At 63.6% G+C, this 15,344-nt stretch carries 14 protein-coding genes; 6 read left to right on the top strand and 8 right to left on the bottom strand.

Features of this window, described 5'->3' with window-relative positions; translation table 11 throughout:
- The first annotated feature begins 29 nt into the window (after nt 1-29).
- Together BVH01_RS20095 and BVH01_RS20090 are read left to right on the top strand one after the other, a co-directional pair.
- On the top strand, nt 30-1,832 hold the full coding sequence (locus tag BVH01_RS20095) for a GGDEF domain-containing phosphodiesterase (protein ID WP_075932004.1): 1,803 nt from the start codon (nt 30-32) through the stop codon (nt 1,830-1,832).
- Between the two features lie 82 nt (nt 1,833-1,914).
- Complete coding sequence (locus BVH01_RS20090) at nt 1,915-2,547, top strand: LysE family translocator (RefSeq protein WP_075932003.1); 633 nt, start codon at nt 1,915-1,917, stop codon at nt 2,545-2,547.
- 82 nt (nt 2,548-2,629) lie between these two features.
- Here the strand turns inward: BVH01_RS20090 and BVH01_RS20085 are convergent, their stop codons facing one another.
- Both BVH01_RS20085 and BVH01_RS20080 read right to left on the bottom strand, forming a co-directional pair.
- The gene (locus BVH01_RS20085; RefSeq protein WP_075932002.1) at nt 2,630-4,096 is read right to left on the bottom strand and encodes a sodium:alanine symporter family protein; all 1,467 of its coding nucleotides are present in this window, start codon (nt 4,094-4,096) and stop codon (nt 2,630-2,632) included.
- Nucleotides 4,097-4,356: 260 nt separating this feature from the next.
- The gene (locus BVH01_RS20080) at nt 4,357-5,418 is read right to left on the bottom strand and encodes an SDR family oxidoreductase (protein ID WP_075932001.1); all 1,062 of its coding nucleotides are present in this window, start codon (nt 5,416-5,418) and stop codon (nt 4,357-4,359) included.
- Nucleotides 5,419-5,505: 87 nt separating this feature from the next.
- Here BVH01_RS20080 and BVH01_RS20075 point away from each other — a divergent pair, with 87 nt between their 5' ends.
- Nucleotides 5,506-5,886: a helix-turn-helix domain-containing protein gene (locus BVH01_RS20075; RefSeq protein ID WP_075931999.1), complete on the top strand. Its 381-nt coding sequence runs from the start codon at nt 5,506-5,508 to the stop codon at nt 5,884-5,886.
- Nucleotides 5,887-6,061: 175 nt separating this feature from the next.
- Nucleotides 6,062-6,604: a cysteine hydrolase family protein gene (locus BVH01_RS20070; protein ID WP_256562809.1), complete on the top strand. Its 543-nt coding sequence runs from the start codon at nt 6,062-6,064 to the stop codon at nt 6,602-6,604.
- Between the two features lie 15 nt (nt 6,605-6,619).
- Here the strand turns inward: BVH01_RS20070 and BVH01_RS20065 are convergent, their stop codons facing one another.
- Nucleotides 6,620-8,065, bottom strand: a complete 1,446-nt coding sequence (locus BVH01_RS20065; RefSeq protein ID WP_075931997.1) for a SulP family inorganic anion transporter — start codon at nt 8,063-8,065, stop codon at nt 6,620-6,622.
- Nucleotides 8,066-8,431: 366 nt separating this feature from the next.
- Between BVH01_RS20065 and fabV the strand changes: the two genes are divergently transcribed.
- Entirely contained in the window at nt 8,432-9,640 is a 1,209-nt protein-coding gene (fabV, locus tag BVH01_RS20060; RefSeq protein WP_075931996.1) for an enoyl-ACP reductase FabV, read from the top strand.
- A gap of 69 nt (nt 9,641-9,709) precedes the next feature.
- On the opposite strand, the gene BVH01_RS20055 is transcribed toward fabV, so the two are convergent.
- The gene (locus tag BVH01_RS20055) at nt 9,710-10,816 is read right to left on the bottom strand and encodes a Gfo/Idh/MocA family protein (protein WP_075931994.1); all 1,107 of its coding nucleotides are present in this window, start codon (nt 10,814-10,816) and stop codon (nt 9,710-9,712) included.
- A 204-nt stretch (nt 10,817-11,020) separates the two neighbouring features.
- On the opposite strand from BVH01_RS20055, the gene BVH01_RS20050 reads away from it, so the two are divergent.
- The gene (locus BVH01_RS20050; RefSeq protein ID WP_075931993.1) at nt 11,021-11,398 is read left to right on the top strand and encodes a DUF1090 domain-containing protein; all 378 of its coding nucleotides are present in this window, start codon (nt 11,021-11,023) and stop codon (nt 11,396-11,398) included.
- A gap of 64 nt (nt 11,399-11,462) precedes the next feature.
- On the opposite strand, the gene BVH01_RS20045 is transcribed toward BVH01_RS20050, so the two are convergent.
- The 4 genes from BVH01_RS20045 to BVH01_RS25035 all read right to left on the bottom strand — a co-directional run.
- Nucleotides 11,463-12,755, bottom strand: coding sequence for an FAD-binding oxidoreductase (locus BVH01_RS20045; protein WP_075931992.1), 1,293 nt, complete (start codon nt 12,753-12,755; stop codon nt 11,463-11,465).
- A gap of 46 nt (nt 12,756-12,801) precedes the next feature.
- The gene (locus tag BVH01_RS20040; RefSeq protein WP_075931991.1) at nt 12,802-13,224 is read right to left on the bottom strand and encodes a RidA family protein; all 423 of its coding nucleotides are present in this window, start codon (nt 13,222-13,224) and stop codon (nt 12,802-12,804) included.
- A 29-nt stretch (nt 13,225-13,253) separates the two neighbouring features.
- Complete coding sequence (locus BVH01_RS20035) at nt 13,254-14,393, bottom strand: tyramine oxidase subunit B (RefSeq protein WP_075931990.1); 1,140 nt, start codon at nt 14,391-14,393, stop codon at nt 13,254-13,256.
- A 416-nt stretch (nt 14,394-14,809) separates the two neighbouring features.
- On the bottom strand, nt 14,810-15,344 hold a 535-nt coding region (locus BVH01_RS25035; protein WP_256562808.1), incomplete at its 5' end, for a methyl-accepting chemotaxis protein.

The raw sequence follows: 15,344 nt of genomic DNA, 5'->3' as shown, positions 1-15,344 counted from the left end.
TTCCGTACGCAAGAACCGAGAGAACGACCATGCAGGCTCCTTACCCACCCTTGCCGTTGAACGAACTCAACCGCCAGCGCCTAATCGACGCACACCCGTGCCTCACCGAAGGCAACAGCGATTCGTTCCTCGACGAGGTGGTGAAGATCGCTGCGTTGTACTTCAACACCCCCATCTGCCTGATCACCATTCTCGACCGCAAGCGCCAGTGGTTCCGTGCGCGGGTAGGCACCGACCTGCAGGAAACCCCGCGTGCCGACTCCTTCTGCGCCTACAGCGTGGCCATCGGTGAAAGCGTCGAGGTCTGCGATGCTCAGCAGGACGATCGCTTTCGCTGCAACCCGCTGGTTACCGGTGAGCCGGGCATTCGTTACTACGCCGGCGTGCCGCTGGTGCTCGAGGGCGGGCTGGTGCTCGGCAACCTGTGCGTGATCGATACCCAGCCGCGCCCGCCGATGTCCGCCGCCGATATGGCGATGCTGCAGCAGATCGCTCGCCTGGCTGTCACACGACTGGACGAGATGCGCACCGCGGCCTTCATCGACGGCACTACCGGGCTGTACAACCACGCCAAGCTGGACGAAGACATCAGTGAGTCGATCGACAAGGGCGACAACCCATTGGCGGTGGCGATCGAACTGGTGTCGCCGGCGCAACTCAATGACATGCTCAAGTCGTTGGGCTTCCAGTTCCTGACCGATTTCACCCTGTCGGTGAGAAACACCCTGCGTAGCCTGCTGCCAGCCAGCTGGGAGCTATACAAGATCAGTGCGCTGCGCTTCGCCTGCGCCGTGCCCGGTGACCAGCTGGAGCAGGCCAAAGCGGTATTCGCCACCCTGATCGAAGCGTTCGGCAAGCCCATTCATTGCCAGGAGTTGCCGGTGTTGCCGCAGATCGGCATCGGCGTGCTGCGCCTGGAGGCCGGTGCGGTGCCCGGGGACTGGATGCGCCTGATCGTCTGCGCCGCCGATGAGGCGCGCATCTCGGGCCTGGGGTGGGCCTACTACGACGAACAGATGGACGCCGCGCAGCAACGCAGTAACCGTCTGCTCAACGACCTGGCCGACGCGGTGCGCGCCGACGACCAACTGCGCCTGGTGTATCAGCCGCGCGTCGACCTGCACACCGGCGTCTGCTTGTCCGTCGAGGCGCTGCTACGCTGGACGCATCCGACCCTGGGCGAGATCAGCCCCGCCGAATTCATTCCCCTGGCCGAGAAAACGCCGCTGATCCACGCGGTGAGCTTCTGGGTGGTCAACAGTGCGATCAGCCAGATCGACGCCTGGCGCCGCGAGGGTGTGGATCTCAAGGTGGCGATCAACGTCTCTGCCGAAGACCTGAACAACGACCACCTGACCGACGAGATCGTCCGCCTGCTGGCGCGCAACGAGCTGAACGGCTCGTGCCTGGAAGTGGAGTTCACCGAAAGCGCGCTGGTCGGCGATTTTTCCGTGGTGATCACCCAGATCGAGCGGCTCAAGGCCATGGGCGTGGAAATCGCCATCGACGACTTCGGCAGCGGCTACAGCAACTGGTCGTACCTGCGTGACATCCCCGCCGATACGGTCAAGCTCGACCGCTCGTTCATGGACGACCTGCAGCCTGGCAAGAAGGACTGGAACATCGTGCGTGCGTTGATCAGCCTGGCCAAGGAACTGGGCCAGCGGGTGGTCGCCGAAGGCATCGAAACCGAACACACCCTCAGGGTGATTCGCGACTGGGGCTGTCAGGAAGCCCAGGGCTTCTATATTTCGCGGCCGCTGGAGGCGGTTGACCTGCTGGCCTGGCTGAGCCGCTGCTCGTTCGCCATCAGCAGCTCGGAACGGGCATGAAGCGCCTCGGTTGAATTCAGCACTGCCTGAACTATTTGGTTACTGCTAGCATCAGGCTCGTCAGCCCCCACGAGCCGCCGCCATGGCCCTGCATCTCTGGTTCACCTTCTTCCTGGCCTACCTGGCTACCACCCTCACTCCGGGGCCGAACGTGCTGTTGGTGGTGCGCAACGCGTTGCGCCACGGGCCGGCCGCCATGGGCGCTACCTTGCTGGGTAACCTGAGTGCTCAACTTCTGGTCGTTACCGGGGTTGCACTGGGCGTCGGCGCGCTGCTGGTTGCCATGCCCACGGCGTTCCTGGCCCTGAAAATCATCGGCGCCGGCTACCTGATCTATTTGGGGATTCGCCAGTTGCTCGGCCGCCAGCCAGGCGCCAGCACGGGCGTGGTGGCGCCTGCGGCCAGCCCGGTCGCGAGCTGGCGGATCGCCGGCGAGGCGTTTCTAGTGTCGATCAGCAATCCCAAGTCGATGATCTTCCTGTGCGCCTTCCTGCCGCAGTTCCTGCAGGCGGATCGTTCGGTGACGGGGCAGTTCATCATCATGTACCTGACCATCGCTGCCGTGGTCATCAGCGTGCACGCGCTGTATTGCTACACCGCCTTTCGCTTCAGCAAGCGCCTTGGTGGAGCCTCCTGGATTTCGCTGATCAAGCGGTTGACTGGCGCGCTGTTCATCGGCCTGGGCGTGCGGCTGCTGGCAGTGCGGGCCGCCTAGGCGGACATTCCTTGGTGGCGCCGGATGGCAGAACGCCGACCTGGGTTGGGTCGGCGTTCGTTCGAGCAGCGCTGCTTCGCCTCTAGTTCTTCAGCGCCTTGCTGGCCGATTCGCTATAGGTTTCTGCGCAGGTGATATGGTCGCTGCCGTCCCAGCACTCGACGTTTTTCAGGTCCGGCATGTCGTCGCGGTGGAACACCGGCTCCACGCCCTTGCGCCGTTGGGCGTTGTAGTGGCTGAGCAGGCGCGCGGCGATTGCCGCCAGCGGCAGGATGGCGACCAGGTTGGTCAATGCCAGCAGCGGCATGAATACGTCGGCCATGGCCCAGACCACCGACACCTTGACCACCGAGCCGATCAGCACGAAGGCCATCACCAGCACGCGGAACAGGTTCAGGTACAGCTTGCTGCCGAAGATGTACTGGATATTCGACTCGCCGTAGTAGTAATTGCCGATCACCGAGGTGAAGGCGAACAGCAGGATGGCGAAGGTCAGGTAATGGATCGCCCAGCTGCCTAGCTGCTCGGCCAGCGCCCACTGGGTCAGGCTGGCGCCCAGGGCGGCGTCGCCGTAAGCATGGCCCGGGTCGGCGAGGAGGATGATCAGCGCCGTCATGGTGCAGATGATCAGGGTATCGAAATACACGCCCAGGGTCTGAACCAGGCCCTGCTTGACCGGGTGTGACACCGACGCGGTGGCGCTGGCGTTGGGCACCGAGCCCATCCCGGCTTCGTTGGAAAACAGGCCGCGGCGCACGCCCATCATGATCGCCGCACCGATGCCGCCGCCAGCGATCTCGCGCAGGCCGAAGGCGTGGGCGAAGATGTCGGCGAACACCGCCGGCACGTCGCCGATATTGAGGATGATCACCACCAGGCCGATGCCCAGGTACATGACCGCCATCACCGGGACCACGGTTACTGACACCTTGGAGATGGTCTGTACGCCGCCGAAGATGATCAGGCCGGTCAGCACGGTCAGCGCGATGCCCACGCCCCAGGCCAGCTCGCGGCTGCCGCCTTCACCGCCGAAGGAGGTCTGCATGGCGTCGACGATGGAGTTGGCCTGCACCGAGTTGAACACCAGCCCGTAGGTGATGCTGATCATCACCGCGAACACCACCGCCAGCCAGCGCCAGCCCAGGGCGCGCTGGATGTAATAGGCGGGGCCGCCATGGTAGCGGTACTGCTTGTCCGATTTGTACAGCTGGCCCAGGGTCGACTCCACGAACGAGGTGGCGCCACCGACCAGCGCCACCATCCACATCCAGAACACCGCACCCGGCCCGCCCAGGGCAATGGCCGTGGCGACGCCTGCGATATTGCCGGTACCGACCCGCGACGCCGCGGAAATGGTGAAGGCCTTGAAGGAGGAAATCGCCTCCTTGTCACCATGGTTGCGCTCGAGGATCACCCGGAACATTTCCGGAATCATCCGCAACTGCACACCGCGGCATACGTAGGTCAGGTAGATGCCGCTGAGCAGCAGCATGGGGATGGCAAGGTAGGTCCAGAGCAGGCCGGAGAAGGCATCGAGCAACGCAGACACGGGCGTCTTCCTTTGGTCGTCTTATTCGAAGGGGCGCGAGGATAGGGCAATACGCCCAAATTCCCAAACCCGATTACGCTGCCAGCCGGCCACGCCAGCCCGGTTCCCTTTACCTGCAGCGGTACTGGTTAGGGCGGGAAGGGCCGGGTTGGTTCAGGTTAACGAAGCGGCGCGAGGGGGCTTGCTGGGAATGTTTGGGCTGGGCGCCGCCTCGGTGCGGGAAGCCCGTTGCGGGCCTCCAGATCGTGCCGACCTGTTGCTCAGGGAATCAGCCTGGCCGCGCGCAACTGCTCGAATACCGCGAAGAAGGCATCGTCGGTGGCTTGGTAATCGACAAAGCCCAACTTGCGGCTTTTCGACATGTCGGTGACCACTTCGATGGGGCGACCCAGATCGGCGTCGGTGTGCCAGGGTGAGATCAGGCGGGTTATGTCGGCTTCGGCCAGGTCGTGTTTGGCGACCAGTTCCAGCCAGGCTGCGGCGTCACCGGCCATCTGTTCTTCCAGCGGAGCGGGCTGTCCGTCGAAAGGGGCGGCCTCGATGCCGAACCATTCGGCGATGCGCTGCCACATCCATTTCCAGCGAAACACGTCACCGTTGACGATGTTGAATGCCTGGTTGGCCGCTGCCGGGGTGGTCGCGGCCCAGTGCAGTTGCTTGGCCAGTTGGCGGGCGTCGGTCATGTCGGTGAGGCTGTTCCACTGTACGGCCGAGCCGGGGAAGCGGAACGGGCGGCCGGTTTCCCGGCAGATCGAGGCGTAGACGGCGAGGGTGGTCGCCATGTTCATGGCATTGCCAACCGCCACGCCGGTAACGGTGTGCGGGCGATGTACGCTCCAGGTGAAGCCATCGCGTTTGGCAGCAGCGAATACTTCGTCTTCCTGGGCGTAATAGAAATTCTCCACATCCAGGCGGCCCTGTTCCTCACGGAACGGCGTTTGTGGCAGCACGCCCTTGCCATAGGCCTCGAACGGGCCGAGGTAGTGCTTGAGGCCGGTGACCAGGGCGACGTGCTTGACGCTACCGGCTGGGCGCAGGGCATCGAGCAGGTTGCGGATCATCGCCGAATTGACGCGGATATTCTCTGCCTCCGTGGCCTGGCGCGCCCAGGTGGTCAGGAACACATGAGTCGGCCCGATGCCTTCGAGCGCGCTTGCCAGCGAGGCCGGGTCGAGCAGGTCGGCGGCCAGCGGGGTGACGTTTTCGGCGGTGTTCGGGTTGCGAGCCAGGCCGGTGACCTGCCAGCCCTGTTCGGCCAACAGGCGCGATGTGGCGCTGCCGACGATACCGCTGGCGCCGACGACCAGTGCGTGATGTGCCATGAATCTATTCCTCCACAAGAACGAGTATTGGCACCATAGCGACGCTGCAGACTCAAACCAAGACGGCACCAAAAGGTAACCACCCCGATGCAACCTGGCACTCCCGATGAACAATGGCGCGAAGACTGCGCGCCGCGACGCGTACTCGAACTGTTCGCCACCAAGTGGACGAGCATGATCCTGCACACCCTGCATGCCCGCCACGGCGGCATCGCCCGCACCGGCGTGCTGCACCGCAGCCTGCCCGGTATCTCCAAGAAAATGCTGGTGCAAACCCTGCGCGAACTGGAAACCAGCGGCCTGATCGACCGCCAGGTACATGACAGCGTACCGCCCACGGTCGACTACTCGCTGACCGAGCTTGGCCAGCGGTTGGTCGAGCCTATCGAGATGATCTACGGCTGGGCCCGCGACAATGCACCGGCGCTCGATGCATTGCAGCCGCGGCAGACTTCGCGTAGGCGTTGAGACCGCCTAGCAGACGGCGCTCGCTGCCTGATGAAAGAGGCTCGCAATAGCGATTAACGGGTATTAATTGGTAAGGCTGCGCTGGCATGATCCGCGTGCTGGATACATTCGCTGGACTGCCGCTTCGATAGCTCTGCGAACCCATCATCTGCCGCCAGCGGCGCCCAACTCAGGAGTGCAATGCTTGAAGGCGCTAATCGTTATTGACGTACAAGAGGGGCTCTTTGGCCCTGAACCCAAGCCCGCCTTTTCCAGCGACGTCATCGCGCGGATCAATAAGCTGACCCAGCGCGCCCGGCTGCACGACGTTCCGGTGATTTTGGTTCAGCACGAGGCCACGACCGGGGAGTACTTCACCTACGGGAGTGCGGCGTGGCAGCTCGCTTCTGGTCTCGTGACGGATGAGCGCGACAGTTTTGTGCGTAAAACCACGCCCGATTCATTTCTGCGAACGGATCTGGATGCGCTGCTGAAACAGGCCGGTGTTTCGCAGATCGTAGTCTGCGGCTATGCCACCGAGTTCTGCGTCGATACCACGGTACGTAGCGCAGCTGGCCTGGGCTACGACGTGATCATGGTGAGTGACGCCCACACGACCCACGACAAGCCACACGCGCGTGCAGCCGAGATCATCACCCACCACACCGCCACGTTGGCTAACATCAGAAGCTTTGGTGTGCAGATCTCGGCGCAGGAAAGCGCTGCAGTGGTTTTCTAACTGTCGTCTAGCGCATCAAACCGGCTGCATACCCGCGCGCTTGAGCAACTGCTTGCAGCGTTCGGACAGGTGTACCACGCGCAGGTGCTTGCCCGCCTTGGTGTAGCGCTCGCGCAGGGTCATCAGGGCAGCGATGGCCGAGTAGTCGACGAAGCTCAGGAGGCGGCAATCCACGGTGACCTGCTCGGGGTCGTTGGCGGTGTCGAACTGGTTGAGAAACTGCGTGGTGGAGGCGAAGAACAGCGTGCCGCGGGGCAGGTAGAGCTTGCTGCCGTCGGCTTCCAGGCGGCTTTCGGCGTGCAGCTCACGGGCGTGCTGCCAGGCGAAGTTCAGCGCGGCGATGACGATGCCGCAGGACACCGCCACCGCGAGGTCGGTGAGCACGGTGATGATGGTCACCGCGATGATCACCAGTACGTCGTTGAGCGGCACCTTGCCGAGCACCCGCAGCGAGGCCCAGGCAAAGGTCTGCTGGGCGACCACGAACATCACGCCGACCAGGGCGGCGAGCGGGATCAGCTCGATCAGCGGCGACAGGAACAGGATATAGAGCAGGATCATCACCCCGGCGACGATGCCGGACAGCCGACCGCGGCCGCCGGAGCTGAGGTTGATCATGGTCTGGCCGATCATCGCGCAACCGCCCATGCCGCCGCACATGCCCGAGGCGATGTTGGCCGCGCCCAGGGCTACGCATTCGCGGTCCGGGTGGCCGCGGCTCTCGGTGATCTCGTCGGTGAGGTTGAGGGTCAGCAGGGTTTCCAGCAGGCCGACCATGGCCATCAGCACCGCGTAGGGCAGGATGATCTTCAGGGTTTCCAGGCTCCAGGGAATCTGCGGCAGTGCCGGCACCGGCAGGTTGCCGGCGATCTTCGCCATGTCGCCCAGGGTGTGGGTGGGCAGGTGCAGGAAGTAGGTGAGCAGGCCGACGGTAAGGATCGCGGCGAGGGCCGGCGGGATCACCTTGGTCAGGCGCGGTAGGATGTAGACGATGGCCATGGTCAGTGCCACCAGGCCGAGCATCAGGTACAGCTCGTTGCCTTCGATCCAGCGGCCATCGCGCTGGAAGTGCTCCAACTGCGCCGTGGCGATGACGATGGCCAGGCCATTGACGAAACCGAGCATCACCGGATACGGCACCATACGCACCAGCTTGCCGAGCCTCAGCAAGCCGAAGGCCATCATGATCAGGCCGCCGAGCAGCACGGTAGCCAGCAGGTACTCGACGCCGTGCTGCACCACCAGCGCGACGATCACCACCGCCATGGAGCCTGCCGCGCCGGAGATCATGCCGGGGCGACCGCCGAACAATGCGGTGATCAGGCAGATGAAGAACGCGCCGTACAGGCCCATCAGCGGGTTGACCTGGGCCACCAGGGCGAAGGCGATGCACTCGGGCACCAGCGCGAACGAGGACGTGAGACCGGCCAGGACATCGGCGCGCAGACGAGCGATTTTCATGGGTTACCTGATCGAGCAAGACGGACGCCCGGCAGGAGGCGGGGCGCGATACGGCCTGTGCGGCCTTGGCGTTGGAAGGCTTGCGATGGTAAGGAATCGCCGTCGCGAAGGCCAGTGCCGTGGATATGACCGGCGTTGGCCTACAGGGTTTCGCTGCGCTCTGCCCGGGCTACTGGCCGAGGCGATGTACCGCTGGCCAGACGCCTGCTCAGCGCGTGGTCAGAGCCCTGCGACAAAACAACTGCCCGGCAAAATGTGGCCTGGCTGGCTTTTGGAGCGACCAATAGGTCTAATTAGCCTTTTTCTCAGGCGCAAAATCGGCAGTAAACTGTTGCCTGCCCAAAAAACGATGACGAGGTAAACGCGTTGATTATTCACCCTAAAGTTCGTGGCTTCATCTGTACCACCACCCACCCGCTGGGTTGCGAGCGCAACGTGGCCGAGCAGATCGAGGCGACACGCAAACTGGGCGTGCGTAATGACGGTCCGAAAAAGGTGCTGGTGATCGGTGCTTCCAGTGGCTACGGCCTGGCGGCGCGCATCACTGCCGCCTTCGGCTTTGGCGCCGATACCCTGGGCGTGTTCTTCGAGAAGCCGGGCACCGAAACCAAGGCCGGCACCGCTGGCTGGTACAACTCGGCAGCGTTCGACAAGTTCGCCAAGGCCGAGGGCCTTTACAGCAAGTCGATCAACGGCGACGCGTTTTCCGATGAAGCCCGAGCCAAGGTCATCGAACTGATCAAGAACGAGATGGGCGGCAAGGTCGACCTGATCGTCTACTCCCTGGCCTCGCCGGTGCGCAAGCTGCCGCAGACCGGTGAAGTGATCCGTTCGGCGCTCAAGCCCATCGGCCAGCCCTACAAGTCGACTGCCATCGATACCAACAAGGACGTGATCATCGAAGCGTCCATCGAACCTGCCAGCGAGCAGGAAATTGCCGACACCGTGACCGTCATGGGCGGCCAGGACTGGCAGCTGTGGATCGATGCCCTGGCTGGCGCCGACGTGCTGGCCGAAGGCGCACGTACCGTGGCGTTCAGCTACATCGGCACGGAAATCACCTGGCCGATCTACTGGCACGGCGCGCTGGGTAAGGCCAAGCAGGACTTGGACGAAACTGCCCTGCGCCTGGACAAGAAACTGGCCGGTGAAGTCAAAGGCGGTGCCAACGTGGCAGTGCTCAAGTCGGTGGTAACCCAGGCAAGTTCGGCCATTCCGGTGATGCCGCTGTACCTGTCGATGGTCTTCAAGATCATGCAGGAGAAGGGGGTTCACGAAGGCACCCAGGACCAGCTCGACCGCATGTTCCGTGACCGCTTGTACCGCGCCGACGGCGCTCCTGCCGAAGTCGACGAAAAATCCCGCCTGCGCCTCGACGACTGGGAACTTCGCGACGACGTACAGGATGCCTGCAAGGCCATGTGGCCACAGGTGACCACCGAGAATCTGTTCGAAATGACTGACTATGCCGGTTACAAGAAGCAGTTCCTCAACCTGTTCGGCTTCGAACGCAGCGACGTGGACTACGACGCCGACGTGGCTACCGACGTCCAGTTCGACGTGGTGCAGCTGTAATTCGCGCCCAGTAACGGCATGCAAAAAGGGACGCTTCGGCGTCCCTTCTTGTTTTCAGCCTGATGAACCTCAGCTTACCGGCTCGCTTGTGTTGACGTACTCGGGCACCTCGGCCAGTGGCAGGCGGCGTGCCTGCTCGACGCTGACGCCAGGGCGCTTGGGAAGTGCATCGAGGCGCTGCGGCTGGCCGCTTTCCAAGGCGCGCTCGATGGCCTCCAGTACCCGCACGTCGCGCCAGCCCTCGTCGCCATCGGGCTCCGGCTCGCGGTTCTGCAGGATGCAGTCAGAGAAGTACTGGGTTTCCCCGGCGAACTGGTCGACCACCGGATGCGCGTGCTCGGTTGTATCGTCGTCGATGGTGGCGCGGTAGCTGATCGCCGTGCCCTCGCCGAAGCCGAAGCAGGGTGACGCCTCGAATTCACCCTTGCTGCCGATCACCTGCAGGCGCTCGGTGCTCGGCAGGCTGTAGCTCACGGTGAACACCGCCATGCGTTCTTCGGCGAAGCGCATGGTCACGGTCACGGTATCGGGGGTGTTGATCTCTCGGCCCGGGGTCTGCACGGCCACGGCGCGCACTTCCAGCGGCTCGTCATCGAACAGGTTACGCACCGCGTTGATCGGGTAGGGGCCCATGTCGGTCACCGGGCCGGCCCAGTAGCCGCTCTGCATGCGGTGGTTGGCCGGGTCGACGGTCTGTGTGAAGGTGGCGGTAAACAAGCGCGGATCGCCGATATCGCCGGCGCGGATGCGGTGGATCATCTCCACGGTGCCCGGCTCGAAATGCAGGCGATAGGCGATCATCAACTTGGCGCCCGAGCGTTCCGCCGCCGCGGTGATGGCCTTGCAGTCTTCCACGCTGGTGGCCATGGGCTTTTCCAGCAGCACGTGGATGCCGGCGTCCAGGGCCGGCTCGGCGAATTCACGGTGGCGAAAGTTGGGCGTGGCCAGGTAGATGGCGTCGATCTCGCCCGAGGCGAGTAGGGCGGGGAATTCCTCGTAGCGGTAGCTCTTGATGTTATAGAGCTCAGCCAGCTTGTCGGCCTTGATCGGGTCGCCGGTGACCAGTGCGGTGATCACCGAATTGTCGGTCTGGCCTACGCCGGGCATGAACGCACCCTGGGAGATCCAGCCGCCGCCGACGACCGCGTAACGAATCTTGCCTTGAGCATCGGGCATTTCATCAACTCCTCTGCAACGCCGAACCGCATTGTCCGGCCTGTATTCAATCGGCAGGCGGGGTGGCGTGAAGTTCATGCTAAGCGCCTGTCGGTCTGCCTAGCCGCGACGTTTGCCTGGCCCATGAAATCATCGGGATAATCCGTGGTCTGTATGCCGGCGCGCCGTCCGGCGTTGCTGTTCCGCGGTTAATGGAGTGTTGTGATGAAAGCCCTGATTTCCACCCTGTTGCTCGCTGCCGCCCTGCCGGCATTGGCCGACTCGGCTGCCAACCCACGGTGCGAAGCGAAGGCGGCGAACATCGAGAAGCAGCTCCAGGCGGCCTGGGCCGAGGGCCATACCGAAAAAGCCAAGGGGCTCAGTGCGGCCCTGGAAGGCGTGCGCGACAATTGCTCGGACCAGAAGCTGGCGCGCGAATTCGAAGCCAAGGTCAACGAGGCCCGCGAGGAGATCCGCGAGCGTGAGGCCGACCTGCGTGAAGCCGAGCTGGCGGGCGACCCGCAAAAGATCGCCAAGCGCCAGGCCAAGCTCGATGAGGCGATGGAGGAGCTGAAGGCCGCCGAGTCCGAGTTCAATCGCTGAGGCGATTGCGTCAATGAAAAGCCCTTCAAAATAGAAGGGCTTTTTTGCTTGCGCGCGGCTGTTATCAGAGGCGTTCGAAGCGATAGGGTGTCGGATCGACCAGGGGGGTAGTGCCGCACAACAGGTCGGCAGCCAGTTGCCCGGCGGCCGGGGATGTGCCGAAGCCATGACCGGAGAAACCGGTGGCCAGGGTCAGACCGGGCAGCTTGGCGACCGGGCCTATCACCGGGTTGGAGTCCGGGGTGATATCGATGACACCGGCCCAGCTCTGCTCGATCTGCGCGTTCGCGAACGTCGGCCAGGCCGCGATCAGGTTACGCATCGCCTCGTCATTGAGTGACGGGTTGGCGGCCGGATCTAGGGTACGCACCTTTTCGAACGGGGTGACCGAGCTGCCGCTCCAGCTGCGCGCCAGGGTCAGATCCTTGAAGAACTCCTTGCCAAAGGACACCCGCAGGAAATCACGCTGGGCCTTGAGCTGCGGCAGATAGCGCATACCGATCAACAGGTGGTCGAGGGTCAGGTGCGCATCCAGGGCGCCACGCTGGGTGACGATGAAACCGCCATCCTTGTGGCGACGGAACGAGAAGTCCGGCGCGCCCAGGGCGATCTCGGTCGGCCCGCCCATGGGTTTGGTGCGCATCACCGAGCAGGTGAGCGGCAGGGTCGGCAGGTTGATGCCATGGTTGCCGAGAAAACGCCGCGACCACATGCCACCGGCCAGCAGCACCTGCTCGCAGCGAATTTCTCCGCGCTCGGTGAGCACGCCACTGATGCGCCCGCCGCTGTTGACCAGGGTGCGCACGGCACAGTTCTCGATGATCACCGCGCCCTTGGCCATTGCCGCCTTGGCGATGGCGCTGGAGGCCAGGGTCGGCTCGGCGCGGGCGTCGGACGGCGTGTAGATGCCGCCGGCCCATTTGCCTTGCCCACCAGGCGCCATCTTGTCGATTTCCGCCGCGCTGACCAGCCGCGAGTCCAGGTTCAGCGAGGCTACGGATTTGAGCCAGCCGTCGTGCATGGCCATCTGAGCGTCGTTACGGGCAACGAACAGGATTCCAGCCTGACGAAAGCCGACATCCTGGCCGACCCGTTCCGGCATCTGCTGCCACAACCGTTCGGCGGCCAGGGCCAGGGGAATGTCGTGCATATGGCGGTTGGTCTTGCGCACCCAACCGAGGTTGCGCGAAGACTGCTCGGCCGCGATGCGACCTTTTTCCAATACCACCACCGGAATATTCCGCTCGGCCAGGGTCAGGGCCGCGGTGAGGCCTATGATGCCTCCACCGATGATGACCACCGCGCTGTTCGAGGGAAACTCGGTCGAGGTTTGTACGGGCTCTATTCGAGGCGACATAAAGAGCACTCAACAATAATGGGGATGACGTGGCCGCGAGCCTGGCTCACTGAGCCAGGTTGATCTTCTTCACGTCGGCGCGCGAGGCACCACGGAAGGCGGTCAGCTCCAGCTCGACCTTGTAGACGGTCGATCCCAGGGGGGGGCAGGTGACCGTCGAGGCCGGATCGATGCCGCGGAATTTCTCGCCGACGATGGTCATCACCGCTGGCACGTCCTGCGGGTTCTGGATGAACACGCGCGAACACACGACGTCGGCCAGGCTGGCGTCCACGGCGGCGAGTGCCGATTCGATGTTGGCGAACACCTGATGGGTCTGCTCGGCCAGGTCCTCGGAGATTTCCTTGGTCTGTGGATTGCGACCAGCGGTGTTGGAGACGAAGATCCAGTCGCCCACCGCGACCACGCGGGAGTAGCTGCCCATTTCTTCGTACTTGGAACCGGTTTTGACTTTGCTGATGGTGGTCATGGCGTAGCGTCCTTGAAGGAGTGAGAGGGTTAGCGGAGGGCTGGGGTTTCCCAGAGGTTCAGCTTCACGCCGATGCCCAGTTCGAGCGCCTTGCGGTACACCACGGTGCCCCAGGCCACGTCCTCGACCGGCATGCCACCAACCGACATGATGATGATTTCGTCATCGCTGCGTCGGCCCGGGGCTTCGCCGGCGATGATCTTGCCGATGTCCTCGAGATGGTCGAGGGTCAGCTTTCCTTCCTCGAGCATGTCCATGAAACGTACGCCGATCACCGGCACATGGTTGTGGGCAGGTTTGGGCAGCTCTTCGTACCAGGCCTGGTACAGGCCGATGTTATCGAGCACCTTGCGTACGTCATGCTGCTCCATGCCTTCATCGATGTTGCAGCCGGCTGGCATCGCCATGAAGGCGCCGGGCTTGACCCACTCGCGCTTGACCAGCGGGTACTCGCTGGGGTTGCCGGTCCTGCCGGAGGTGCAGTAAGTGACCAGGTCCGAGCCGCGCACCACCTCTTCGCTGCTGTCGACGACTTCGATGGTGGTGATTTGCGGATAGGTTTGCGTCACCCAGTCGATGAAGTCCTCGAGGCTCTTCTGGCTGCGACCCTTGAGTTTGAGGGTGTCGATCAGCGGGCAAACGGCGATGAAGGCAGCCAGCGTAGTCTTGCCCATCACGCCCGGGCCGAGCAGGCCGACGACCTTGGAATCCTTGCGGGCCAGGTGACGTGCGCCCACGCCTGGAATCGCGCCGGTGCGATAGGCCGACAGCAGGTTGGCCGACATGTGCGCCAGCGGAGCGCCAGTGTCGACGTCAGTGAGGGTGAACATCAGGATCGAGCGGGGCAGGCCCTTCTCGCGGTTCTCGACGTTGGAGCCGTACCATTTCACGCCAGCGGTGCGGAAGCTGCCGCCCAGGTAGGCGGGCATCGCCATCATGCGACGGTCGGCAGCATGGCGAGGCATGTCGGGAAACGGTGAGTCTTCTGGAAAACAGACCAGCGCGCCGTGCGAATCGTTGTTGGCGCCGGCCATTCGATAGTCGCCCTTGTAGAGCAGGTCGAACACCTCCTCCATGGTATTGACGCAAGCGAGCATGTCGGTCACGCCGGCGCGGATCATGTCCTGCTCGGAGAGGTAGAGGAAATCGATTCTTGTATTGATTGTCATGGCATTTCTCGAGTCGGAAGTGCAGGTCTGGCGCAGTTGGGCATACGCTGCGGCGCTTGGCTTTTCTGAGCGCCTTTGGCGTGCCGTGCGCGGCAGCAGTCGGTTGCCGGTCACGGCATTCGCATCCGAATGTCGCGGTCAGAACCAGTTGGGCCGAGTCGATGGTAGGTAAGTGGCAAGGGGCGCAGTTAGCCCAAATCGGCCACTGTTGCGAAGGTGCTCAGTTTCGCGATGCACACTTTTGGGGCGCGGGGGCTAGGGCCATTATGAAGGCGCGAGCCCCAGTGCCTGGGAGGCCAGCGCCGCAAGCGGAGCTTGGGTGAGGTGCGCAACGGCGCGGCTTGCCTACGGAGCGCCGTAGCGGGGTGGATGCGCTGGCCGCGAGGCGCAAGCAGGGTGCTTGCGCCTCGGCAGGTTCAGGTTCTGAAACGCCCCACCAGGCCGTTGAGTTCGCCGGAAAGCGACTCCAGGCGCTGCGAGTCGCTGCGCGCCGAGTGGGCCAACTCTTCGACCAGTTGAGCGTCGGTGTGGATCTGTGCGATGTGCCGGTTGATGTCCTCGGCCACGTGATGCTGCTCCTCGGCGGCGGTGGCGATCTGGTTGTTCTGGTCGCGGATCTCGTCCACCGAGGCGCGGATCTGCTCGAAGCTGTCGCGCGCCTGCTGGATGCGCTCCACGCTCTGCTGCGACATGCTCAGGCTGCTCTGCATCTGCTTGGTCACGTCCTGGGTACGTTTGGCCAGGCCGCCGAGCAGGCCGTCGATTTCTCCCGTTGAATCCGCGGTGCGTTTGGCCAATGCGCGAACTTCGTCGGCGACCACCGCGAAGCCGCGCCCCTGCTCACCGGCCCGGGCGGCCTCGATGGCCGCATTGAGGGCCAGCAGGTTGGTCTGCTCGGCGATCGAGCGAATGGTGTCGAGGATGGCGTTGATGTTCTTGCTGTCCTGCTCG

The organism is Pseudomonas sp. PA1(2017), from assembly GCF_001945375.1.
GTDB lineage: Bacteria > Pseudomonadota > Gammaproteobacteria > Pseudomonadales > Pseudomonadaceae > Aquipseudomonas.
This window is presented reverse-complemented; position numbering and strand designations above follow the sequence as displayed.